This is a genomic window from Pyxidicoccus sp. M6 (assembly GCF_055568925.1).
Map to the genome: position 1 here is coordinate 1,961,615 of NZ_CM145714.1, position 21,812 is coordinate 1,983,426.

Genomic DNA, 21,812 nt, shown 5'->3' on the forward strand with positions numbered 1-21,812 from the left:
CCCCCGGGCGGGCAGCCGGGGGCCTGTCCGGATGTTTCAGAAATCTGAGCCGGAGTGTCGCCCCAGTCGCGGGGGCGGTGCGGGCGGGTGCCTCCGGCTCCTGGAAACCGTTGCTGGCATCCGCGTTGCTCTACACGCAGGCATCACCTCGTCTGCTGGAGCCACTTCATGCACCCGATGTCGCTGCGCCGACTCTTCTCCCGCGCCTTGCGCGCCTCGCTCGTCACGCCGCTGGTGCTCGCCGGGTGCGACAAGGACGACCTGGACCTGACGGGGTACTCCGCGCCCGCGTGCGAGGACGGCTACCTCGCGTTGAGCGGGCTGTCGCTCGCGACGCCGGTGGATGTCGTGCAGCTGCGCAGCATCCAGACCGGTTTCGGCACGGACGAGGAGCATCACGAGCGGGTGGTGTCCTCCTCTGGCACGGCCTGCGCGACGGCCTCCGACGTGCCCGCCTGCACGTCTTCGCTGAACAGCCTCACGTCGGAGACGGGGTTCCGTAAGTCCTGTCAGGAGTTCTGCGTGGCGTATTACTTCGCGACGACGCGCGGCGACGAGGTGACGGCCCATGCGTCGTTGGAGTCGCTCCGGGCGCTGCTGGGCACCGTCGACACCTCGCAGGAGGCCGTGCTGGTCGCCTTCGCCGAGGGTTACGACGTGTCCTGCCAGGAGCTGCGGCGCGGCGCGGTGAAGGCGGAGACCGACGGGCGCTTCAGCGTCATCGGCACGCAGGGCTTCGCCTGCGGTGAGGGCACGAAGGTGACGCGCTTCGTGCTGGAGGTGTCCCCGGACGGCTCGGTGCGCGAGGTGAGCAGCGAGGTCATCGAGCGGGGGGACCCGGGCTGCGCCATCGGCCGGCGGCCGGTGGGGCTGCGAGGCGCGGACGCCGTGGCCTGCTCGGACGCGCTGGGGCGCCACTTCGCCGTGGTGGCGCACCTGGAGGCGGCGTCCATCAACGCCTTCCTGCGGCTGCGCGAGGAGCTGGAGTTGCACGGCGCCGACGCCACGCTCAAGGACGCGGCGCTGCGGAGCGCGATGGAGGAGGTGCTGCACACGGACGTCAGCACGCGGCTGGCCCGGCGCTTCGGCGGCACGCCCCGGAAGCCCGAGGTCGACGCGCTGCCGCTGCGCCCGCTGTTCGAGGTGGCGCTGGACAACGCGGTGGAGGGCTGCGTGCGCGAGACGTACGGCGCGCTGGTGGCACATCACCAGGCGCTGCACGCGCGGGACGCGGAGGTGCGCGGCGCCATGGTGGGCATCGCCGATGACGAGACCCGGCACGCCGAGCTGTCGTGGGCCATCAACGCCTGGGCGCAGGAGCGGCTCTCCGCCAGCGAGCGCGAGGCCCTGCGCGCCGCTCAGCGCGAGGCGGTGGCGAAGCTGCGCGAGGAGGTGGCCAGGCCAATGGACGCGGCGCTCGTCACCGACGCCGGCATGCCCGCGCCCGAGGTGGCCGCGGCGCTGGTGGACACGCTCGCGGCGCAGCTCTGGACGTGAGGGCGGGGGTCTACTCCACCACCACCAGCTTCGCGTTGTTCTCCACGGCGATGCCTTCCTTGGCGAACAACTCCGTCACCTTGCCGGCCTTGGGGCTCTTGAGCTCGTTCTCCATCTTCATGGCCTCCACCACCACGAGCCCCTGGCCCTCCTTCACCTCGTCGCCCACCTTCACCAGCACCTTCACCACCTTGCCGGGCATGGGCGCGGTCACCAACTGCTTGCCCTCCACGGAGAAGGCCGCGTTGCCCGCGCGCAGGCGCAGGCGGCGCTCGTCCGCCACGTCGAAGCGGTTCACCTGCCCGCGCAGGAGGACGCCCACCTCGTCGCCGTTCTCCTCGAACTCGACGCCGTAGGACTGGCCGTCCACCAGCATGGTCATGGTGCCGTGCTCCAGCATGAGCGCGTCCACCTCGTACGTCTTGTCGCCCACCGTCAGCCGGTACTTGTCGTTGCCCAGCGGCTCCAGGTCCACCGGCACCGCTTCCTTCTGGCCCTGCTGCTTCGTGAAGTAACGCATGGAGGTCTTTCCGAGCTCGAAGGGGAGGGGATTACCGGCGCGTGCGCAGCGCCAGCTTCCACGGGGAGACGCCGCCATTGCCGCCGCCCTGGCCGCTGGCGGAGGGCATCGTCTTGGCGCGCTTCTGGTCCCGCTGGTACGACTGCACCACGCTGGCCAGCAGCGCCATCTCGCTCAGCTTCGCGTCCTCCACGCCGAGCAGCGCCTCGTGCTCGCGGGTGAGGAAGCTGGTGTCGTAGTCGCCGCCGATGAACTCGGGGTGCGCCAGAATCGCCTTCAGGTAGCGGATGTTGGTGGTGATGCCCTTCACCACGTACTCGGACAGCGCGCGCTGCGCCCGGGCAATCGCCTCGCGCCGCGTGGGGGCCCACACGGACAGCTTGGAAATCATCGGGTCGTAGAAGTTGGGCACCGTGTACCCGGGGAACACGCCCGAGTCGTCACGCACGTTGGGGCCGCCCGGCACGCGCAGGTACGTAATCTTCCCCGGGCTGGGCATGAAGTTGCGCGCCGGGTCCTCCGCGTACACGCGCACCTCAATCGAGTGGCCGCGCGGCTCGGGGGCGTGGGTGAGCGGCAGCTTCTCGCCCTCGGCGGAGCGAATCTGCAGGGCCACGAGGTCCAGGCCCGTCACCCACTCCGTCACCGGGTGCTCCACCTGGAGGCGGGTGTTCATCTCCAGGAAGTAGAAGTTGCGGTGCACGTCGACGAGGAACTCCACCGTCCCCGCGCCCACGTAGTTGACGGCCTTGGCCGCCTTCACCGCCACTTCGCCCATCTTCGCGCGCATCTCCGGCGTGAGGATGGGGCTGGGCGTCTCCTCCACCACCTTCTGGTGGCGGCGCTGCGCGGAGCACTCGCGCTCGTTGAGGTGGATGGTGTTGCCGTACTGGTCGGCGAAGACCTGGATCTCCACGTGGTGTGGCTTCTCCAGGTACTTCTCGATGTAGACGGCGTCGTTGCCGAAGGCGTTCATCGCCTCGCCCTTGGCACCCCGCCAGGAGGAGTCGAAGTCCTCGGCGCGCTCCACGCGGCGCATGCCCTTGCCGCCACCGCCGCCCGCGGCCTTGAGCATGATGGGGAAGCCAATCTTCAGGGCGTAGGCGCGCGCCTCTTCGAGCGAGGCGAAGGGCTCGGTGGAGCCGGGCACCACGGGCACGCCGGCCTTTATCATGTTCGCGCGGGCGCGGGTCTTCTCGCCCATGGCGTCCATGGCGGAGGCCGGCGGGCCGATGAAGGTGATGCCGGCGGCCTCGCAGGCGCGGACGAAGGAGGCGTTCTCGGAGAGGAAGCCGTAGCCGGGGTGGATGGCATCCGCGCCGGCCTGCTTCGCGGCGTCGATGATGCGCTGCTGCACCAGGTAGCTCTCACGCGAGGGCGGAGGGCCGACGAAGTAGGCCTGGTCGGCGGTGCGGACGTGCAGGGCGGCGCGGTCCGCCTCCGAGTACACCGCCACGGTGGCGATGCCGAGCTCCTTGCAGGTGCGCATCACCCGGATGGCGATCTCGCCGCGATTGGCGACGAGCACTTTGCGGATCTTGGGCATGGGCGCCCGTCTAGCACGGGACGCCCCGGATTTCGCGCCCCTACTTCCGGCTGCTGAGGTACTGCTCCATGTAGACCTTGGCCTGCGCCAGCTTGGCCTCCACGAAGCGGTCATCCTCGTCCGGCTCGGGCGGCGCCGCCGGCTGGGTGGCGGGCTCGTTGCCGAAGTCCACCGCCGCGGCCAGGAGATTGCGCGCCGCATTGCCGCCGCCGAACAGCCGGGCCAGCAAGCCCGTCTCCACGTCCAGCCAGCGCGCGGCCTGGCGCATCACGTCCAGGACCTCACCCTCCACGGCCTTGGACGGACGGCCGGGGCCGCTGACGCAGGTGCGGGCGTAGCTGTGCTCGCGGTCCACGAAGATGCCCAGCGCCCTGTCCCGGAAGTCCTGCGCGAGGGCCTGCGTCATGGCGTCGAGCTGCTCCTCCAGGAAGGGCTGCTCGGACTTGCGGGCCTTGCGGCCGGGCGCGGGCGGCAGCTCCAGCTCGGCCGCGTGCCAGCCCGCCTCCGCGAGGCCCTCCGGCGGGGACTCCAGCCACTTCACTTCAGGCGTGGGCAGGTCCACGGCCTCACATACGCGCTTCAGCGTCTGGCGCAGCGCGGTGAGGTTACCTTCGACGTCGGAGAGAAAGAGGATGAGTCGGCGGTGGGACAAAATAAGTTCCTTTCCTGGCAACCTGAAAGCCCGCGCGCCACCCTCAAATTTCCGGGGTGGCGCGTGCCTGCCTGCCCTCCAGCCAGGGAGGGCCCCTCTTTCTCTAGTAACGGCTACAGCGGGATGTTGCCGTGCTTGCGCGGCAGGTTCTCCTGGCGCTTGTCCTTCAACATCTCCAGGGCGCGGATGACCCGGGCGCGGGTGTCCTCGGGGCGGATGACCTCGTCGATGTAGCCCAGCTCCGCCGCCTTGAACGGGTTGGCGAACTTCTCGCGGTACTCGGCGGTGAGCTTCGCGCGCTCGGCGGTGGCGTCCTGCGCCTTGAGCAGCTCGTTGCGGAAGATGATGTTCACCGCGCCCTCGGGGCCCATGACGGCGATTTCGGCCGTGGGCCAGGCGAAGTTCATGTCCGCGCGGATGTGCTTGGACGCCATGACGTCATAGGCGCCGCCGTAGGCCTTGCGGGTGATGATGGTGACCTTGGGCACCGTGGCCTCGGCGTACGCGTAGAGCAGCTTGGCGCCGTGGGTGATGATGCCACCCCACTCCTGCGCGGTGCCGGGGAGGAAGCCGGGCACGTCCACGAAGGTGATGAGGGGGATGTTGAAGCAGTCGCAGAAGCGCACGAAGCGCGCGGCCTTCACGCTCGCGTCGATGTCCAGCACGCCGGCCAGGACCGCGGGCTGGTTGGCGACGATGCCCACGCTCTTGCCATTCATCCGCGCGAAGCCGATGACGATGTTCTTCGCGTACTGGTCCTGCACCTCGAAGAAGTGCTTGTTGTCGACGACGGCCTTGATGACGTCCTTGATGTCGTAGGGCTTGTTGGGGTTGCTCGGGACGATGTCCTTGAGCGACGCCTCGGCCCGGAACGGGTCGTCGTCACACGGCTGCGCGGGCGGCTCCTCCTGGTTGTTGGAGGGGAGGAACGAGAGCAGCTCGCGCGTCATGACGATGGCGGCCTGCTCGTTCTCCGCCGCGAAGTGCGCCACGCCGGACTTCTGGTTGTGCGTGAGCGCGCCGCCCAGCGCCTCCTTCGTCACCTCCTCGTGCGTCACCGTCTTGATGACGTCCGGGCCGGTGATGAACATGTAGGAGGTGTCCTTCACCATCATGATGAAGTCCGTGATGGCCGGCGAGTACACCGCGCCGCCCGCGCAGGGGCCCATGATGAGCGAAATCTGGGGCACCACACCGGACGCCAGCGTGTTGCGCAGGAAGATGTCCGCGTAGCCGGCGAGGCTCTCCACACCCTCCTGGATGCGCGCGCCGCCCGAGTCGTTCAGGCCGATGACGGGCGCACCCACGCGGGTGGCGAGGTCCATGATTTTGCAGATCTTCTGCGCGTAGGCGCCGGACAGCGAGCCGCCGAAGACGGTGAAGTCCTGGGCGAAGACGAAGACCTTGCGGCCCTCCACGGTGCCGTAGCCGGTGACGACGCCGTCGCCGGGAATCTTCTTGTCACCCATGCCGAAGTCGTTCGAGCGGTGGGTGACGAACTTGTCCAGCTCGCAGAAGGAGCCCGGGTCGAGCAGCAGGTCGATGCGCTCGCGTGCGGTGAGCTTGCCGGCCTCGTGCTGCTTGGCGATGCGGTCGGCGCCGCCGCCCAGCTCGGCCTGCTTCTCCAACTGCTGGAGCCGTGCGCGGAGGGGGTTCTCGGAGGTCTCGTCCATGGGCGCCCCGTCTAGCACGATTGGCCGGGGTACGCGCTCCCTGGAAGCACGGCGTCCACCGCGGCCAGGTCCAGGCTGTAGCGCTGTCGCACCTCCGCCAGGGGCAGCTCCCACATCCTTCGCCATGGCGCGCCAAAGAGGAGGCGGGCCCGGCGGCCCAGGAGCCACCCCCGGACGATGGCGCGCATGCGCACGTCCCGCTCGGAGAAGGCATAGAGGAGGGTGTTGGCCATCCCACCCGCGAGGATGCCCAGGGCGAAGGGGCTGCCCACCTGGGCGAGGCTGAAGGCCTGGACGCCCAGCTCTCCGGCCACGTCGGTGGGGAAGCCGGTGAGGACGTGCCAGATGTCGTGGGACTCCAGCATGTGGGCCCGTACGTACTCCTCGTCCGTGTGGGCCTCCAGGGTGGGGAGGGCGTCCGGGTCCAGCCCGTTGTCCAGCAGGTGGTCCGCGTAGGCGCGCCCCAGCGTTCCTTCCGGCAGGCCGCGCAGCGAGGCGAGGTGGAGGAAGCCCACGCGCGGGCGCTCGACGAAGGCGAGGGCGGCGGAGTCGTGCTGCATCAGCCGCTCCACCAGCCGGCTCATGGCGGTGGGTGGGGCCAGCACGGCGGCCAGCTCCAGGATGTCCTGGAGCTGCTCCGGGTCCCGGAGCGCGCGGGCCATGCGCCACGCTGTCCGGGCATACGCGACGGGGTTGCGCATGCCTGCCTCTCGAGCTGTGCGTCTCGACGCCGGGCGTCGTGCCGTGGCGCAGGGTACGCGCAGGGGAGGCGGGGGGAAGGAGCGGGGTGCGGAGCGGTGCTCGCGGGCGGACATCCCGAGCGCCCGGGAGCGGACACTCAGGAGGCGGCCGGCCGAACGGGTAGCCCCCGGGCCCGTGCGGACGTCATGCGCGGGACGGACGTTTGGGCCCTGGAGGTCCGCCATGCGCGCTGCGCGGGGGTCTTTGCAGGTGGGCGCGTTCCGCGGCATTCCCATCCGCGTCCACTTCTCGCTGTTGCTGATTCTTCCCCTGCTGGCCATCAGCTTCGGAGGGGCCTTCCGCCGGGCGGCGGAGGTGGCCGAGGTGCCGCCGGAGCGGCTGCTCGGCTCGCCACTGCTGTGGGGGCTGGGGGTCGCGGTGGGGTTGTTCGGCTCCGTGTTCGTGCACGAGCTGGCGCACACCGTCTACGCGCTGGCCCGGGGCGGGCGGGTGCGGTCGATTACGTTGATGATGGTGGGGGGCGTGTCGGAGCTGTCGGAGGCGCCGCCGCGCCCGAGGGACGAGGCGCTGATGGCGCTGGTGGGGCCGCTCACCAGCCTGTTGCTGGCGGCGCTCTTCGGGGTGGCGACGTGGCTGTTGCAGGGCACGCGCTCGTTCAATCTCCAGTTCGCGTGCTTCTACCTGGGGAGCCTCAACCTGTTCCTCGGTGCGTTCAACCTGCTGCCCGCGTTCCCGATGGACGGAGGGCGCATCGTCCGCGCGTCGCTGACGGGGCGGCTGGGCGCGGTGCGCGCGACGCGGGTGGCGTCGGTGCTGGGGCGGGGCTTCGCGGTGCTGTTCGGGCTGTGGGGCGCGTTCGTGCTCAACCCGTTCCTGATGGTGATTGCGGTGTTCATCTACATGGGCGCGGAGGGCGAGGTGCGGCAGGTGCGGATGAAGGACACGCTGGCGCGCGTGCCGGTGTCGGCGCTGATGACGCCGAGGCTCGCGGGCGTGGAGGCGTCTTCGTCGCTGTGGGAGGCCATGTGGGCGCTGCGGCAGGCGCGGCGGCTGGCGCTGCCGGTGACGGAGGGCGGGAAGCCGGTGGGCTGGGTGTGGCTGGAGCCGGTGCGGCAGGTGCCGGAGGGAGAGCGCGCCACGCGCGCCACGCGCGAGCTGATGGGGCCGGCGGTGGTGGCGGGCATGGACGAGGACGGGTGGACGGCGCTGCGGCGCATGGCGGAGGAGGAGGTGCCGCACCTCGCGGTGGTGGCGCCGGATGGGACGCTGGTGGGCACGCTGGACTTCGCGGACGTGCAGCGCGGGCTGGCGCTGTACGAGGCGCGGGCGGAGCGCGCCGGGCGCGAGCAGCGGGGCTTCCGGCAGGAGCGGCCGGCGTGAGCGAGTGAGTGCGCGTCAGGCCGCCGCGGCGCCCGCGCCGTAGAACTGCTGGCTCAGCTCGGCCTCGCTGGCGAACCTCGGGTACTTCCCCTGGCGCAGGGACGCGCTGTCCGGCAGCGCGGTGGCGCTGGAGTACTCCAGCAAGTCACTGAGCAGCTTCGCGTACGCGTCACGCTGCGCGAGCCCCGGGTAGAGCTGCGGCAGCGAGAGCCCCGGAACGTTGATTCGAAGCACGACGGGCCCCTGGTTGCCGCCACCCCAGGACACGACGAGGTCCGTGAGCACCGTCTGCCGGGGCGGCGTGCCCGGAGGCCCGGCGATGGGCAGCATGCCCACGGCGATGGCCAGCACCTCCGTCACCGCGAGCGTGCGACGCTGGCCGTTGGCGGACTCCAGGCTCAGCGCCTTGTCGCTCAGTCCCAGGATGCGGCAGGGAATGATGCGCGGGGGCAGCGAGGGCGCGTCGATGGTGGGCGCGGGCCGTCCCAGCTCCACCCCACGCCGTCCGCTTCCGTCCAGCGCGGCTTCCACTTCCGCCTCCAGCGCCTTCACGCGCTCGGCCAGCGCGGCGGCGTCTCCCGTCAGCAGCGTCTTCGCGCGGGCCAGGTACTCCGTCGCCTTCTCCAAATGCTTGGACTGCGCCAGCCGCAGCTCCGCCGCCCGGATGAGCGCGCGCACCGCGACGGCTCCCGCGCCCGAGCCGGCCACGACGTACAACTCCTCCGTCGTCGGCGCGGCGCCGGGCGGAGCACCCTCGCCCTCCATCGCCTGGGCCACGCGCCAGGCCGTCGCGGGGCGCAGCCGCTCCAGGGGCAGCAGCGTCCCGAACTGCTCCAGCGCCAGCCAGAGGGCCTCGGGCGACGCGCGCCCGGCCAGCAGGTTGAGCCCGCGCTCCACCTTCGACATGCCGAGTGGGAGCTTCCCGTCCTCCAGGTCCATCCTGCCGAGGGCCAGCATCGCGTCCGTCTGGTCCGGGTGGTCGGCCAGCACGCGCGTGAAGTCGGCTCGCGCCTCCTCGCGGTCTCCTCGGTCCAGCGCGGCCTGCGCCTCCGTCAGCCGCGGGTCCGCCACCCAGCCGCCCTGCTTCGCGGCCAGCGCGGGCGCCACCACGCGCTCCTCCAGCCGGGTGACTCGCATCAGCGAGGCCCCCACGAAGCCGAAGACGAAGCCGCCGATATGGGCCATCACCGCCACGCCCGTGTTGCTGCCCCAGAGGAGGAAGTTCAACACCTCGTTGCCGAACCACAGCCCCGCCCAGAGCCAGCCGACCACGGGGATGGTGCCGCGCCAGATGCGCAGTATCCAGACGAAGTAGCCCACGCGGACCCGGCGCTGCGCGAAGCGCAGGCAGAACGCGCCCATGCACGCGGCCACCGCGCCGGACGCGCCGACCATGACTCCCTCCGACGAGGACTCCAGCGCGAAGTGGGCGAGGCCGGCCACCAGTCCGCCCGCGAGGTAGAAGGCCGCGAAGAGGGGCCGGCCCCAGGCGTCCTCGAGCAGCAGGCCCACGACGTAGAAGAAGAGCATGTTGCCCAGCAGGTGCATCCACCCGAGGTGCAGGAACATGTACGTCAGCCAGCCGGGCTGGGCGATGCCACGCGCGGGCACCAGCGCGAAGCGGCGCAGCAGCGAGTTGTCCTGACGGGTGAGCAGCTCCACGCAGCTCGCGTCGAGCAGTTGCTGGCGCTTCGCCACGTCGAGGGTGGGGTCGACGTTCTCCGGGTCCGCCTTCATCTTCGCGCGCACCTTCGCGAGCTGCGCCCGGCCCTGGGCGGTCAGGAAGCGCTCGGCGCAGGCGGGCGGCACCTCCAGCTCGGAGTGCTGGAAGGATTGCTCCACCAGGTCGCGCACGTCGTCGTCGCCCACGCCCAGCGGCTCGGAGGGGATGACCCAGGTGGCGACGAACGCGAGGACGCACGCGGCCGCGATGCCGATGGACACGCGAGGAAGCCGGTCCAGCTCGGCTCCGTCCACACCCAGTGGCAGCAAGATGAACATGGCTTCAGGTCCCCCTCATGAGTCGCGCCCCGCGCGAGGATTCCCGGCGCGAGCACTCCCCATCTACCATGGCACGCCTGCCCGGCGACGGAGACGGCCCGTCATGGCAGGTCCGCCTCCGGGTAGGGGCGGGCAGGCGACCTTCGAGTCCGGCCCTACTTCGCCGGCAGCGTCCACGTGAGGGAGAAGTGGTGCGCGCCGCCGGGCGCGCTGTCCATCCATCCCGAAATCCGCTCGCTCTGCTCCAGCAGCGGGCCCAGCTCCGAGCTGACGGCGAACATGGCCGCGAGCTGCTCGTCCGCGAGCACGTCCGAAAGCGACACCTGGCCGAGCCCGCGCGCCAGCTTCTTCGGGTCCACCGAGAAGTCCGCCGCGCGCTCCAGCTTCGCGCCCGCCTCCGGCAGCGCGGCCAGCGTGGCCTGCGTCACCGTCTCGTCGTTGCCCACCACGAGCTGCTTGCCCTTCAGCCGCACGAAGACGCTGCCGCCCTTCACCGGCAGGGCCCAGCCGTCCGCCAGCGCCTTCGCGCCCGGGAAGCTCGCCATGGGCGCCAGCGCGTTCTTCACCGCCGCCGCGTCCGTCACCTCGGCGGCCAGCGCCTGGCGCACGGCGAAGAAGCGCGCCTCCGGCTGGCGCAGCGAGCCGCGCACCTGCACGTTGTCCATGTTCACCAGCATGTTGCCGGTGAGCTGCTTCGCCACCGTGTCCGCCATGGACTGCACCTGCTCCTTCGGACACGCCGGGCACACGGACTGGATGGTGGCGCGCAGCGAGCCCACCGCCTGTGACACGCCCGACGGCGCCACCGCCACGCGCGAGAAGAGCATGCCCGCCGGCTTCATCGCCCCGTAGGGGCTGGTGGTCTTCGCCTGGAAGGGCGGCAGCGGCAGCTTCAGCGCCGTGCCGTCCACCTTCAGCGCGTTGCCCGTGCCGTCCAGCCCCACCACGGTGTTGCCGGACGCGAGGAACGCCACGCCCGTCACCTTGCCCAGCCGCGCGTCCGGCGCGGGCGCCTTGCCCACCAGCTTCACCGCCTCCTTCAGCAGCGCGGGCCCGCCATCGTCCGTGGCGCCGTAGGAGCACACGTCCTGGCCCTTGAGGGCATAGCCCATGGCCCCACCCGCCGCGCGCTTCACGCTCACCGTCGTCACGCCCTTCGAAGTGGTGGGCTTCGCCTCGTCACCGCCGGCGGCGGCGATGGCCTCGGCGGCCTTGGACTGGAAGAGCTTCGCGTCCGCCATGCGCAGGCAGGACACGCGGCCGTCCTCGCGCAGGGACACCGTGGCCGGGCCGGCCGGGTCCACTCCCACGGCGGAGAGCGTCTCCGGCTTCGTGGGGTCGATGACGAGGAAGGGGTGCAGCTCCGCCCGCCACGCCGAGGGGCGCAGGAGCGCCGCGTGCGTGCCCGCGCGCTCGAGGAAGGCGGACAGGCCCGCCATCGCATCCAGCCTGGGGACGTGGACGACGGTCTGCGCCGACGCGGCGGCGCGGGGAGCGGGAGCCGCGGCCAGGGTGGCCGCCAGGACGAGCGAGGAGAACATGCCCCCGTGAGAGCAGCCGGGCTCCGGGGCTGTCAAGGATGACGCGCCCGCTCCCCCTCCCGGAGTGTCATTGGTTCGAGAGTAGCCGGGCGAGCCAGCAGGGCGGCGCCAGTCCGTCCGCGGCGCTGGCCGTCACCTTCCCCGAGGCGCGCCGCAGCACCTGTCGCCGCAGCGCACCCGGGGCGTGGGGCCTGACGGAACGCGGCCCCGTGTATTTGTTGCGCGCCGGCACCTCTCGGCGCGTCCTTCTGGGACGGGCAGACCTCACCATGATTGCTCCTCGGGTGGGCGCCCGCCGTACCGCCGCTAGAGGCGGCCGGCGTTGGCCCACTCAATCATCCGCTCCGCCAACTCCTCGGCGTTGCGGCGCAGGTGCGCGAGCTGCAGCACCTGGTCATCCGTGCGGGCCAGCGCCATGCGCAAGGCCAGCGTGTCCGCGAAACGCACCACCTGCGCGATGCTGATGCAGTCCCGGTCCTCCGACGCCCCCGCGAAGCGCGCGACCTCCGCGTCCACCGCGAACCCCTCCGCCACCAGCGCCTTCACCAGCGCGCTCCGCGCCACCGGCGTCTCGTACTCCCCAGGGTTGCGGAGTTGACGCCGCCACGACTGCGCCTCCCACCGCGTCCGCGCGGGGTCCCGAGAGACCCTCTGCGTCGCGGCCAGCTGCGCGCCCTTCATCCCCTGCATGCCGGCCAGGGCCGGCGTCCAGACGTTCATCTCCATCACTGCCCCCTCTCCACTACGGGGTCCATCCACGGGCATGAGCGACATCGATGCTTCTCCGACAGTCCAGAGCGCCGGGCTGCTCACCCCTTATTACGGCCATGCCGTGATTCCTTGACTGCCCCCCGGGCGCCAACCTGTTGCGTCGGGGCGCCAAGGCACTCGCGGACAGGGGTGCTGCGTGCTCGTTGACATGGCCCTGGTGCCCCGGGACAGTCCGCGCGCCATGGCTACCTACCCCGCCACACCTCGCGATGCCTTCCACCTGCTGCGCGCACTGTCGGAGGACCTCTCCCATCCGGAACGGCGCCCGCACGCCTTGAAAGACCTGCGCGAGCTGGCCGAGGCCACGCGGAACCAGCCGGAGACGGCGCCGCTGCGGCTGGTGACGGTGACGGTGGCGGTGGGCGCGTCGCAGGAGCGGCTGGAGCTCTTCCTCCTGCCGTCCATCTTCGCCCCCGAGGCGTGGGCCTACACCTTCATGGAGGGCCTCTTGAGCGTGCCGCTGGACGAGTACGCCGGGAAGCGCCTGGTGGAGGTGGGCGCGGGCTCGGGGTGGATTTGCATCGCCCTGGCGAAGTTCACCCGGCTGGCGCACGTGCACGGCGCGGACCTCAACCCGCACTCGCCCGTGGTGGCGCGCTGTAACGCGTGGCTCAACGGCGACGAGACATTGGTGTCACGCCTGTCCTTCGGGGAGAGCGACTTGTTGCGCGGCGTACCGTCGGATGCCCCGTGGGACTTCGTGGTGGGCTGCATCCCCCAGGTGCTGCGCGGCGAGGGAGACGCGCTGCCCTCCGAGCTGTCCCAGGCCGACGAGCAGGCGCTGTACGACTTGTCCAACTACTGCACGCTGCAGAACGTCTACGAGGACCACTTCGGACTGGGGCTCATCGCGCGGCTGCTCGACGAGGCACCGGAGCGGCTGTCGCCGGGAGGGCGGCTGTTGCTCAACCTCGCGGGCCGGCCCGGGCGTCCCATCATCCAGCGCATGCTGACCCGGCGCGGCTTCACCACGAAGGTGCGCGTGGCGCGGCGGGTGATGCAGGCGGCGGACACGGACATCCGCCCGCTGGTGGCGCTGGAGCAGCGCACCGGGCGCGAGTTCGAGTTCTTCATGGAGGCCCGCAGCCCGGAGCCGCTGCGCGCGGCCACGGCGCTGGGCTGGCTCCAGGACGGCCACCCGGTGTGGCACGAGGTGGCGGTGTGGGAAGCGCAGCTCGCGCTGCCTCGCGAGACGCTGGCCCTGCGCGCGGCCCTGCGGGAGCTGGGCGCCGCGTCGCTGCAGGAGGAGCTGGATTTGGGCGCGGCCTCGGCGGAGCAGCTCGGCTTCGTGGCGGAGCTGGCGGCGAGGCTCGCGCGCGGGCCGCTGATGCCGTACGCGCACGAGGCGGGCGACGCGTCCTTCCGCCGCCGCGTGGTGCGCTACCTGGACCGGTACTTCGGGCTGCGGCTGGCGGAGGAGGAGCTCTTCGTCGCGCCCGAGCGGGAGCAGGCCGTCTACTCGCTGCTGATGGCCACGTGTGACGCGGGTGACGAGGTGCTGGTGTCGCGCAACCTGCACCCGCTCTACGCGCGGGCGCTGGAGAAGGCGGGCGTGCGCGCCACGGTGACGCACACCACGCTGGAGGAGGTGCGCCGGCTCTTGTCGGCCTTCGACGTGAAGCTGGTGCTGCTGACGGTGGAGCCGGGCGAGCGCACCAACCTCGCGGTGCTGCGCGACATCCTCGCGGAGACGGCGCGGCGGGGCATCTGGGTGGTGCTGGACGAGAGCGCCTTCTTCAACATCACCGGTGGAGTGGAGCCGCACACGCTCTTCGAGTTCCTCGCGCGCGAGGCGTACGCGCCCAACCTCGTGGTGCTCTACGGCCTCATCAAGAACGCGGTGTGGCCGGACCTGGAGCTGACGCTGCTGCTCCCCGTGCCGGAGCCGCTGCGCGCGGACCTCGAAGTCGCAGCGGAGGTGACGTACTCGCGCATCAGCACGCTGGCGGAGTGGTTCTACGAGCGCACCTTCGCGGACCTCCTGTCCTTCCGCATCTCCTTCGCGGAGCCGGAAGCGCCCGCGCCGAGGAAGGCCCCCGCCGTTCCGCTGCCGCGCTCGAAGCGCATCGCCCGGCTCGCGGCCTTCCCCGCCTTCGCGCCCAAGGTGTTCCGCGAGGACGACGCGGAGCTGGTGCGGCTGGACTACGGCGAGAACGAGGGGCCGCTGCCCGCGCCGCTGGTGGAGGGCCTCATCGCCGCGAGCGCCGCGCCGCGCGAGTCGGGCGCGCAGACGGGGTTGACGGAGGCGGTGGCCGCGTTCCTCCTGGAGTCCCGTGCCGCGCGCTACGCACCGGAAGATCTGGCGGTGGCGCCGGGCGTGTGGCCGCTCATCCACCACCTCGGCGTGGCGCTGCGGCAGCGGCTGGGGCGCGCGCCTCGCGTGTTCCTCGCCACGCCGTGCTACGGCGTGCTGCCGCCCACCTTCGTGTCCGCCGGGTGCGAGGTGGAGCAGGGCCCACTGTCCGGCCTGCTCGCACGGCGGGGGCAGGGAGGCGCGGCGCCGGATGCCATCGTCGTCTCGCAGCCGTCCAACCCCACCGGCACGTACCTCACGCAGGAGGAGCTGGTGGCGCTGGCCACGTATGTGGTGGAGCAGCGCTGCCTCCTGGTGTCGGACGAAATCTTCGGACTGGTGAACCTCACCAGCCCCACGGCGGAGACGGTGCACAGCCCGGTGACGCTGGAGGGCGCGGTGCCCGGCGTGGGCGCTCGCACGGTGCTGCTGGGCGGCCTGTCCAAGGAGTTCGCGGCGGGCGGCCTGCGCGTGGGCTGGCTCGCCACGCGCGACAGGGCCCTGGCCGCGGCGGTGCGCGACAGCGGGCCGGGCGTGCTGCACCGGGTGACGGCACGCGCGGCGGCGTACCTGTACGCGGCCTATGCGCGCAGCCCGGACGGACAGCTCCTCTACGCGTCACGACACCGCGCGCTGCGCTCCTTCCTCGCGAAGATGCGGCGCGACCTGGCGGAGAAGCGCGAGCTCCTGGCGGAGGCGCTGCCCGGTGACGGGCGCTCGGACGCGAGCGACGCGGGCGGCCTCTTCATCGCGCCGCGCATGACGGCGTGGCTGGGCCGCGAGGTGGACGGCGTGCGCCTCACGCCGGAGAACCTGCCCGCCGTCATCTATGAGCACACCCACGTGGTGCTCAACGGCGGCCCGTGGTGTGGGGACGCGGAGCGCGTGCGCGCCGTCTTCTCCATCCCCCGCGAGAAGCTGCTGAAGGCCCGCGAGCGACTGCTGGCCTTCGGCGCGAAGCTGCGCGCCACGAAGGCGTGACGGAGCAGGTCGGGCCTGTTCACACGGGGACAGTGACCCTGTCCCCTCGCTCGATGGGCCCGTGCAGGTAAGTCCCGCATGGTAGGAAATCCCCGTGCCAGGACCGGCCGGGGTCTGTGGCTCGAAACATCCAAGCATCCGGGGGGATGCCATGCCGAATCTGCTCGACTTGCCGAGACAGGCATTGATGGACCTGCGTTCACGCCTGAGCCATCTACCGCTGGTCTCTCAGTTCCCGCTGCGCAACGTGACGCCGGACTTCCTGTCCCTATCCAGTCCTGCGCCGCAGGACCACACGCTCGCGGACCCGGAGCGCGTGGAGGTATGGCAGAAGGCCTGTGAGCGGTACATCCGACCCGGGCACGTGGTGATGGATGCGTGCACCGGCTCGGGGCTGCGCACCTTCCTGGCGGCCAGCCGCCATCCGAAGAAGCTGTACGCGGTGGACGGCTCGCGCCTTTTGGACACGGCGCAGTGGGTGGCGCGGCGCAACGGGCTGGAGCACATCGACTTCGTGCGCGCGCACCCGTGGCAGTACCACCCGCCAGAGAAGGTGGACGTGCTGCTGCACGAGCTCCTGGGCGATGCGCTCTTCGACGCGGGGCTGGTGCCGAGGGTGTTGGATTTGCGCACCCGCATGCTGAAGCCGGGCGGGCGCATCCTCCCCAACCGCTTCGAGGTGTTCGTGGAGCCGGTGCAGCTGCGCGACGAGGCCTGCATCCCCTTCATCTGGAGCCAGCGCTTCCCGAGCGTGGACTACAGCTGCCTGCAGACGCTGCGCGAGGCGATGAACCCGTCGTACTTCACGCGCGTCATCCGCTCGTACGAGGTGGACCACCTGCTGTGCGACCCGGAGCCCGCCTTCGCCTTTGATTTGGAGACGATGGCCGCGGACGGCCTGCCGCACCGCGTGCGTTACGAGCGGCCGGTGGTGGACGAGGGCCGCGTGGACGGCTTCTGCCTCTTCTACAAGGTGGCCTTCGACGCGGAGCTGTCCTTCACCGTGTCGCCCTTGCGAGGGCAGAACCACGCGGGCATGACGCTGCTCCGCGTGGACTCGCGCGAGTTCGAGCGCTTCGACACGCTCTCCTTCGAGCTGGAGCTGGTGGACCCGAGCGACGTGCGCACCTGGCGCTGGCAGTTCACCTGAGGGCACTCGCCCGCGGGCGCAGTGCTCGCGGGTGGACAGCTCGCGGGATGCGAGGCTGAGCGCCGGGAGGGGCGTGGCTAGCTTGCGTGGAAGGCATGCCCTCTTCCCGAGTCCTCCTCGTCGTCGTGTCCCTGTCGCTGGGCGCCGCGCTGCTGGCCGCCGCCCAGACGCCCTCTGCCTCCGAGCGTCCGCGCACCGTGGCCGGCGTGTGCGGCGCCACCAACTGGGCGTGCGTCGCCGAGTGCATCGACGCCGAGTGCGTGGACCGGTGCCTGCGCGAGGACTGCGAGAAGGCGCTGGACCGGCTCAAGCTCTGCACGGAGAAGGCGGGCTGCGCGCCGGATGACACGCAGTGCGCGAAGCGCACCTGTGGCAACACCTGCCAGCGCTCCTTCGAGCCGGCCCCGCCCAGCCCGGAGAAGGAGCGGACGGACCCGTGCAAGGGATTGCCCGCCCCGGCCATGAAGCCACCCGAGGAGCTGGTGGGCACGTGGATACTGTCCGCGGCCAGCCTGCCGGAGGAGGTGGACGGCGGGCCCGAGCGACTCGAGGCGCAGCCGCGCGCGGACTACGAGCGCACGCTGCAGGTGACGCCCGAGGGCTGCTTCATCCTACGCACCTCGCTGGACGAGCCGACGCTGGGACGGGGCAACACGCTGGTGGTCCGCGCCTGGGGCATGGTGGAACTGTCCGGCAAGGACCGCGTGACGCTGCGCACGAAGGACGGGCAGGCGGTGGGCCCGGTGTGCGGCGACAAGCGCGTGATTCCGCTCACCCGCAAGAAGCTGAAGTTCAAGGGCGGCACGTACCGCTGGGACATCGAGAAGGAGGTCCTCACCCTCATGGTGGATGACGCCACCAAGCAGACCTTCCAGTTCGACCGCAAGGCGCCCGAGGGGGAGAAGAAGTAGGGAGGCGCATCCGGTCAGGGCTCGGGTTGTGCGAAAGTCCCTGGGCTCTCCAGGGGGACCGATGAGCGCACAACCGCTGGCGTCCAGGACGCCCGAGCTCGACGGAAGCCGTTGTTTCCTCCACCCGGGCAGGCCCGCGCTGGGGACGTGTGCCCGGTGCGGCATCTTCTTCTGCGACCGGGACCACCGGGTGGTGGAGGGGAAGGCCTACTGCGAGGACTGCGCCGTCCGTCCCGAGGTGGACCTCTTGGAGGCCTTCCGGCTGAAGTACTGGGGCAGGCGCGACTTCTGGGCCTGGTTCGTGGGCTTCGGCGCGGTGTTCCACCTCGCCAGTGGCTTCGCCATCTTCACGTCGGGAGCGGTCGAGGCGATGCCCATCGGGCTCCTCGGGTTCGTGGCGGGCGTGGTGGAGGTGTTCTTCTGGCTGGGAGTCCCCTGGGCCCGCCCGGCGCTCATCGGCGTGCCTGTCGCCTTCATGGTGGGGGGCGTGATGTCAGGAGCCCCCCTGGTGACGGTGTCTTTCGGCATCTTCGCGCTGCTCGTCTCCATCGCCATCTACATGGACACCCGCAACAAGTTGTTCTTCAAGCGGGAGGTTCCTCGCGAGGCGTTGCAGAAGGCGTGGGACCTCTACATGAACAACGCGATGGCACGCGCGGGGCTCATGTTCGGAGTGGCGAGCCTCATCCCTGGCGTCGGCCTCGTCGCGCTCATCTGCTCCATCATCGGACTGCTGCAGGTGGATCCGAAGGCGACGCCTCCCATTGGGAGGAAGGGGCAGGCCATCGTGGGCATCGTCCTCGGCGCACTGGGCACGCTGTTCTGGGGCGACTTCGTGCTGAACCAGATGCTCAAGTGAGGGGTCCATGAGCAGGCCGGCCGGGAGGGTGCCCGGCCGGCACACCGGAGGGACGTGGAGCGATGGCGGCGCAGGAGCGGATGGCGAGCGTGGACGCGCTGTGGTTCCACATGGAGGAACCCGCCAACCTGATGATGATTACCGCCGTGCTCTGGTTCGAGGGCCGGTTGGATGACGAGCGGCTCCGGTCAGTGGTGCGCGAGCGACTGGTGGAGCGCTATCCGCGCTTCCGCCAGCGCGTGGTGCTGGGGCGGCTGGCGATTCCTCATTGGGAGGACGTGCGGGAGTTGGACCTGGACGCGCACCTGTCGCGGTTGACGGTGCCCGCGCCTGGAGACCGCGCCGCGCTGGAGACACTGGTGGGGCAGTGGATGAGCACGCCCCTGGAGCGCTCTCGGCCGCTGTGGCAGTTCCATGTGCTGGAGGGCGCGGACGGTGGGGACGTGCTGCTGTGCCGCCTGCACCACTGCCTCGCGGATGGCATCGCGCTGGCGCGGGTGCTGCTGACGCTGACGGACACGGAGGGCGCGGAGGAGGGCGTGGCGTCGACGCTGCGCGAGCCGCGGCACGGTGCGTCCGGTGGGCTGGCTCGGTGGATGCGCGGGGCGCGGGTAATGGCGGGTGCGGCGCGGACGGTGCTGCGCAAGGCGGAGGAGCTGGCGGCGGAGCCCATCCTCGCGGGTGATTTGGTGCGCCAGGGCGCGCGAGGCGTGGCGGCGATGGGGAAGCTGCTGGTGATTCCACCGGACCCGCACACGCCCCTGCGCGGGCCGCTGGGGACGGAGAAGCGCGCGGCGTGGTCGGGCCCGGTGCCGCTGGAGCAGGTGAAGGCGGTGGGGCGCACGCTGGGCGGCACGGTGAATGACGTGCTGCTGACGGCGGTGACGGGAGCGCTGCGGCGGTACCTGGAGGTGCGCGATGTGCCACCGGAGGACGTGCACGCGCTGGTGCCCGTGAATCTGCGGCCGCTCGATGAGCCGGTGCCGCGCGAGCTGGGCAACCGCTTCGGCGTGGTGTTCCTGCGGCTGCCCGTGCACGTCGCGGACCCGCACCGTCGCCTGCGCGAGCTGGCGCGGCGGATGGGGCAGGTGAAGCAGTCACCGGAGGCGGTGGTGACCTTCGGAGCGCTGGAGATGCTGGGCTACGCGCCCGCGGCGGTGGAGCGGGTGATGGTGGATGCCTTCGGCTCGAAGGCGACGCTGGTGGCCACCAACGTGCCCGGCCCACGTACGCCGGTGTCCCTGGCGGGCACGAAGCTGGGTGGGCTCACCTTCTGGGTGCCGCAGGCGGGACACCTGGGCCTGGGCGTGAGCCTCTTCAGCTACGCGGGGAAGGTGACGGTGGGTGTGGCCTCGGATGCGGGGAGGATGCCGGACCCGCATGAGCTCATCCGCGCGTTCCACGACGAGATGGAAGCGCTGGCGGAGGCGCCTCCTCTGAGGGAGGAATGAGCCCGATTCACGAAGCCGCGCGGAGCGCGCGAGGAGAGCCACCGCCGAGCTTCTTCAACAGACGCCGGAGGGCGCCAGCGTCCTGGTAGCCGACCTCCGCGGCGACGTCGTCGACGCTCATGCGCGTGGACTGAAGCAGCGCCTGCGCGCGCCGGAGCTTGACGCTATGGACGAGCGCAAGCGTGCTCCGGCCTGTCGCGCGATGCACGTGGCGCGACAGGGTCCGCTCCGTCATGCCGAGGCGCGAGGCGAGCCTGGCGACACTCGGGGGATTGGGGAAATGCGCTTCAAGCTCCGACGTGATGCGCGCAATCAGCGCGTCACCGTTCGCCAGCAGTTCCGGTGCAACGTACTTCGCCTGTGCCTGCCGGCCATCGAGCAGCAGCGTGCGCGCGAGGAGGTCCACCAGCCGCGCCCCGCAGTGTTCTCGCAGCAGGTGCAGCATGAGGTCGGTCTGCGCGAAGGCCGCCCCAGCCGTGATGACGGGGCCATCCGCACGGACCATCGCGTTCGCATCGACGGTGCATTCCCGTTCCATCTCGGCGAGCAGGCCCGCGAGCCACCAGGTGGTGGTGGCCCGGCGGTGGGCCAGCACGCCCGCCTGTTGCAGGAGGAAGACGGCCGAGCATGAGGCGGCAACGCGCCCTCCGCGCGAGACATGGCGGGCAATCGCCTTCGAGAGTTTCATGGCATCGGGTCGCGCGAGCCGCGCGCGGACGGCGGCAGCGTGCGTCGTACCGAGGCCCGGGATGACCCAGGTCGTCCTGTCACCGCGGGCCCCGGTGCGCAGGCGCGATGTCTCGATGCTCACACCCGAGGAGAGCGGCACCTGGCCGCCGTCGACCGAGCACACCTCGAAGCGCAGGGACTTCGCCCCCAGCGTGCGTGCTGCCTGCAGCATGTCGAGCGTCGCCGCGACGCCCGCCGCGAAGGCGCCTTCCAGGACGATGATGGTGAAGGCCATGGTGTCTGAATCTGCCCGAAAAATGTCTTTTCCGACACTGGCGGCCGCACGCGAGCCGTGGCTCTGATGTGCGTGGAAAGGATGCGACATGCGCAATCTCGAAGAGGACGACCTGCTCGAGGATTTTCAGCACCGCGACGTCACGCTGCTGGGGGAGACGCGGAAGGTCTACACGGCGGGCACCGGTCCCGCGGTCATCGTGATGGCCGAGATGCCGGGCATCAGCCCGCGCGTCGCGCGCTTCGCCCGCTGGGTGAGGGATGCCGGCTTCACCGCATGGATGCCGAGCCTCTTCGGCCGTGACGGTGCCGTGCCCACCGCGAAGGAGGGACGGGACATCTTCCAGCGCGCGTGCATCAGCAAGGAGTTCCGGGCGCTCGCCGCGAACGAGTCGAGCCCCATCACGGTATGGCTGCGGGCGCTCGCCACGCACGCGCACGCGGAATGCGGCGGCCCGGGTGTGGGCGCGGTGGGCATGTGCTTCACCGGCGGCTTCGCGCTGTCGATGATGCTGGAGAAGTCGGTGATGGCTCCGGTGCTGTCACAGCCGTCGCTGCCATTCGACAGCCCCGCGGGGATTCAAATCGCCCCCGAGGAACTGGAGCGCGTGCGGCAGCGACTGGAGGGAGAAGACCTCACCGTGCTCGCCTATCGCTTCGAGGGTGATGCCTTCTGTCGCGCGGAGCGCTTCGCCGCCTATCAGCGCGCGCTCGGAGACCGCTTCCAGGCGCGCGTGCTTCCGGACAGCGCCGCGGGCCCGAAGTCCGAGCGCCCCGACGACTTCTTCCGGTTCATCCCGACGCCCCACAGCGTCCTGACCGTGCATCTCGTCGACAAGGCAGGCGAGCCCACCGCCGCCGCGAGAGACGAGGTCCTGGCGTTCTTCCGGCGGCGGCTGCTGGCGTGACTGGAATGCGCGT

17 protein-coding genes are annotated in these 21,812 nt (G+C 71.0%); 8 read left to right on the top strand and 9 right to left on the bottom strand.

The features are described from left to right. Positions 1-168: 168 nt before the first annotated feature. Positions 169-1,497 carry a ferritin-like domain-containing protein gene (locus ACVTJA_RS08220; RefSeq protein ID WP_465835292.1) on the top strand — a complete coding sequence of 443 codons (1,329 nt, stop codon included), beginning with the start codon at positions 169-171 and terminating at the stop codon, positions 1,495-1,497. A gap of 10 nt (positions 1,498-1,507) precedes the next feature. Here ACVTJA_RS08220 and ACVTJA_RS08225 read toward each other — a convergent pair whose 3' ends face one another. The 5 genes from ACVTJA_RS08225 to ACVTJA_RS08245 form a co-directional block, all read right to left on the bottom strand. After that, positions 1,508-2,017, bottom strand: coding sequence for a biotin/lipoyl-containing protein (locus tag ACVTJA_RS08225; protein ID WP_465835294.1), 510 nt, complete (start codon positions 2,015-2,017; stop codon positions 1,508-1,510). A gap of 31 nt (positions 2,018-2,048) precedes the next feature. Next, entirely contained in the window at positions 2,049-3,563 is a 1,515-nt protein-coding gene (accC, locus tag ACVTJA_RS08230) for an acetyl-CoA carboxylase biotin carboxylase subunit (RefSeq protein ID WP_465835296.1), read from the bottom strand. A gap of 40 nt (positions 3,564-3,603) precedes the next feature. After that, the gene (locus ACVTJA_RS08235; RefSeq protein WP_465835298.1) at positions 3,604-4,215 is read right to left on the bottom strand and encodes a hypothetical protein; all 612 of its coding nucleotides are present in this window, start codon (positions 4,213-4,215) and stop codon (positions 3,604-3,606) included. A gap of 113 nt (positions 4,216-4,328) precedes the next feature. Beyond that, entirely contained in the window at positions 4,329-5,888 is a 1,560-nt protein-coding gene (locus ACVTJA_RS08240; RefSeq protein ID WP_465835300.1) for an acyl-CoA carboxylase subunit beta, read from the bottom strand. 11 nt (positions 5,889-5,899) lie between these two features. Next, a complete protein-coding gene (locus ACVTJA_RS08245) occupies positions 5,900-6,589 on the bottom strand; it encodes a Coq4 family protein (protein WP_465835302.1) in 690 nt (229 codons plus the stop codon). A 223-nt stretch (positions 6,590-6,812) separates the two neighbouring features. Between ACVTJA_RS08245 and ACVTJA_RS08250 the strand changes: the two genes are divergently transcribed. Further along, positions 6,813-7,970: a site-2 protease family protein gene (locus ACVTJA_RS08250; RefSeq protein ID WP_465835304.1), complete on the top strand. Its 1,158-nt coding sequence runs from the start codon at positions 6,813-6,815 to the stop codon at positions 7,968-7,970. 15 nt (positions 7,971-7,985) lie between these two features. Here ACVTJA_RS08250 and ACVTJA_RS08255 read toward each other — a convergent pair whose 3' ends face one another. The 3 genes from ACVTJA_RS08255 to ACVTJA_RS08265 form a co-directional block, all read right to left on the bottom strand. Then, complete coding sequence (locus ACVTJA_RS08255; RefSeq protein WP_465835306.1) at positions 7,986-9,971, bottom strand: rhomboid family intramembrane serine protease; 1,986 nt, start codon at positions 9,969-9,971, stop codon at positions 7,986-7,988. 155 nt (positions 9,972-10,126) lie between these two features. Further along, complete coding sequence (locus tag ACVTJA_RS08260; protein ID WP_465835307.1) at positions 10,127-11,512, bottom strand: hypothetical protein; 1,386 nt, start codon at positions 11,510-11,512, stop codon at positions 10,127-10,129. A gap of 306 nt (positions 11,513-11,818) precedes the next feature. After that, positions 11,819-12,238 carry a hypothetical protein gene (locus tag ACVTJA_RS08265; RefSeq protein ID WP_465835308.1) on the bottom strand — a complete coding sequence of 140 codons (420 nt, stop codon included), beginning with the start codon at positions 12,236-12,238 and terminating at the stop codon, positions 11,819-11,821. A gap of 226 nt (positions 12,239-12,464) precedes the next feature. Here ACVTJA_RS08265 and ACVTJA_RS08270 point away from each other — a divergent pair, with 226 nt between their 5' ends. The 5 genes from ACVTJA_RS08270 to ACVTJA_RS08290 all read left to right on the top strand — a co-directional run bounded on the left by ACVTJA_RS08270 (position 12,465) and on the right by ACVTJA_RS08290 (position 19,928). Next, positions 12,465-15,557 (top strand): aminotransferase class I/II-fold pyridoxal phosphate-dependent enzyme, encoded by a 3,093-nt coding sequence (locus ACVTJA_RS08270; RefSeq protein ID WP_465835309.1) that lies wholly within the window; start codon positions 12,465-12,467, stop codon positions 15,555-15,557. 151 nt (positions 15,558-15,708) lie between these two features. Beyond that, on the top strand, positions 15,709-16,707 hold the full coding sequence (locus ACVTJA_RS08275) for a class I SAM-dependent methyltransferase (RefSeq protein WP_465835310.1): 999 nt from the start codon (positions 15,709-15,711) through the stop codon (positions 16,705-16,707). A gap of 95 nt (positions 16,708-16,802) precedes the next feature. Continuing rightward, positions 16,803-17,618 (top strand): hypothetical protein, encoded by an 816-nt coding sequence (locus tag ACVTJA_RS08280; protein ID WP_465835312.1) that lies wholly within the window; start codon positions 16,803-16,805, stop codon positions 17,616-17,618. A gap of 61 nt (positions 17,619-17,679) precedes the next feature. Next, entirely contained in the window at positions 17,680-18,477 is a 798-nt protein-coding gene (locus ACVTJA_RS08285) for a hypothetical protein (protein WP_465835313.1), read from the top strand. A gap of 62 nt (positions 18,478-18,539) precedes the next feature. Continuing rightward, the gene (locus tag ACVTJA_RS08290; RefSeq protein ID WP_465835315.1) at positions 18,540-19,928 is read left to right on the top strand and encodes a WS/DGAT/MGAT family O-acyltransferase; all 1,389 of its coding nucleotides are present in this window, start codon (positions 18,540-18,542) and stop codon (positions 19,926-19,928) included. 7 nt (positions 19,929-19,935) lie between these two features. On the opposite strand, the gene ACVTJA_RS08295 is transcribed toward ACVTJA_RS08290, so the two are convergent. Continuing rightward, complete coding sequence (locus tag ACVTJA_RS08295; RefSeq protein ID WP_465835317.1) at positions 19,936-20,892, bottom strand: GlxA family transcriptional regulator; 957 nt, start codon at positions 20,890-20,892, stop codon at positions 19,936-19,938. A gap of 88 nt (positions 20,893-20,980) precedes the next feature. Here ACVTJA_RS08295 and ACVTJA_RS08300 point away from each other — a divergent pair, with 88 nt between their 5' ends. Beyond that, positions 20,981-21,799 (top strand): dienelactone hydrolase family protein, encoded by an 819-nt coding sequence (locus ACVTJA_RS08300; RefSeq protein ID WP_465835319.1) that lies wholly within the window; start codon positions 20,981-20,983, stop codon positions 21,797-21,799. The last annotated feature ends 13 nt before the right edge of the window (positions 21,800-21,812 follow it).

Bases quoted from the DNA above. Each gene is read 5' to 3' on its own strand.
- ACVTJA_RS08220 (WP_465835292.1), top strand. From the start codon at position 169: ATGCACCCGATGTCGCTGCGCCGACTCTTCTCCCGCGCCTTGCGCGCC.
- ACVTJA_RS08225 (WP_465835294.1), bottom strand. From the start codon at position 2,017: ATGCGTTACTTCACGAAGCAGCAGGGCCAGAAGGAAGCGGTGCCGGTG.
- accC (WP_465835296.1), bottom strand. From the start codon at position 3,563: ATGCCCAAGATCCGCAAAGTGCTCGTCGCCAATCGCGGCGAGATCGCC.
- ACVTJA_RS08240 (WP_465835300.1), bottom strand. From the start codon at position 5,888: ATGGACGAGACCTCCGAGAACCCCCTCCGCGCACGGCTCCAGCAGTTG.
- ACVTJA_RS08245 (WP_465835302.1), bottom strand. From the start codon at position 6,589: ATGCGCAACCCCGTCGCGTATGCCCGGACAGCGTGGCGCATGGCCCGC.
- ACVTJA_RS08250 (WP_465835304.1), top strand. From the start codon at position 6,813: ATGCGCGCTGCGCGGGGGTCTTTGCAGGTGGGCGCGTTCCGCGGCATT.
- ACVTJA_RS08255 (WP_465835306.1), bottom strand. From the start codon at position 9,971: ATGTTCATCTTGCTGCCACTGGGTGTGGACGGAGCCGAGCTGGACCGG.
- ACVTJA_RS08260 (WP_465835307.1), bottom strand. From the start codon at position 11,512: ATGTTCTCCTCGCTCGTCCTGGCGGCCACCCTGGCCGCGGCTCCCGCT.
- ACVTJA_RS08265 (WP_465835308.1), bottom strand. From the start codon at position 12,238: ATGGAGATGAACGTCTGGACGCCGGCCCTGGCCGGCATGCAGGGGATG.
- ACVTJA_RS08270 (WP_465835309.1), top strand. From the start codon at position 12,465: ATGGCTACCTACCCCGCCACACCTCGCGATGCCTTCCACCTGCTGCGC.
- ACVTJA_RS08275 (WP_465835310.1), top strand. From the start codon at position 15,709: ATGCCGAATCTGCTCGACTTGCCGAGACAGGCATTGATGGACCTGCGT.
- ACVTJA_RS08280 (WP_465835312.1), top strand. From the start codon at position 16,803: ATGCCCTCTTCCCGAGTCCTCCTCGTCGTCGTGTCCCTGTCGCTGGGC.
- ACVTJA_RS08285 (WP_465835313.1), top strand. From the start codon at position 17,680: ATGAGCGCACAACCGCTGGCGTCCAGGACGCCCGAGCTCGACGGAAGC.
- ACVTJA_RS08290 (WP_465835315.1), top strand. From the start codon at position 18,540: ATGGCGGCGCAGGAGCGGATGGCGAGCGTGGACGCGCTGTGGTTCCAC.
- ACVTJA_RS08295 (WP_465835317.1), bottom strand. From the start codon at position 20,892: ATGGCCTTCACCATCATCGTCCTGGAAGGCGCCTTCGCGGCGGGCGTC.
- ACVTJA_RS08300 (WP_465835319.1), top strand. From the start codon at position 20,981: ATGCGCAATCTCGAAGAGGACGACCTGCTCGAGGATTTTCAGCACCGC.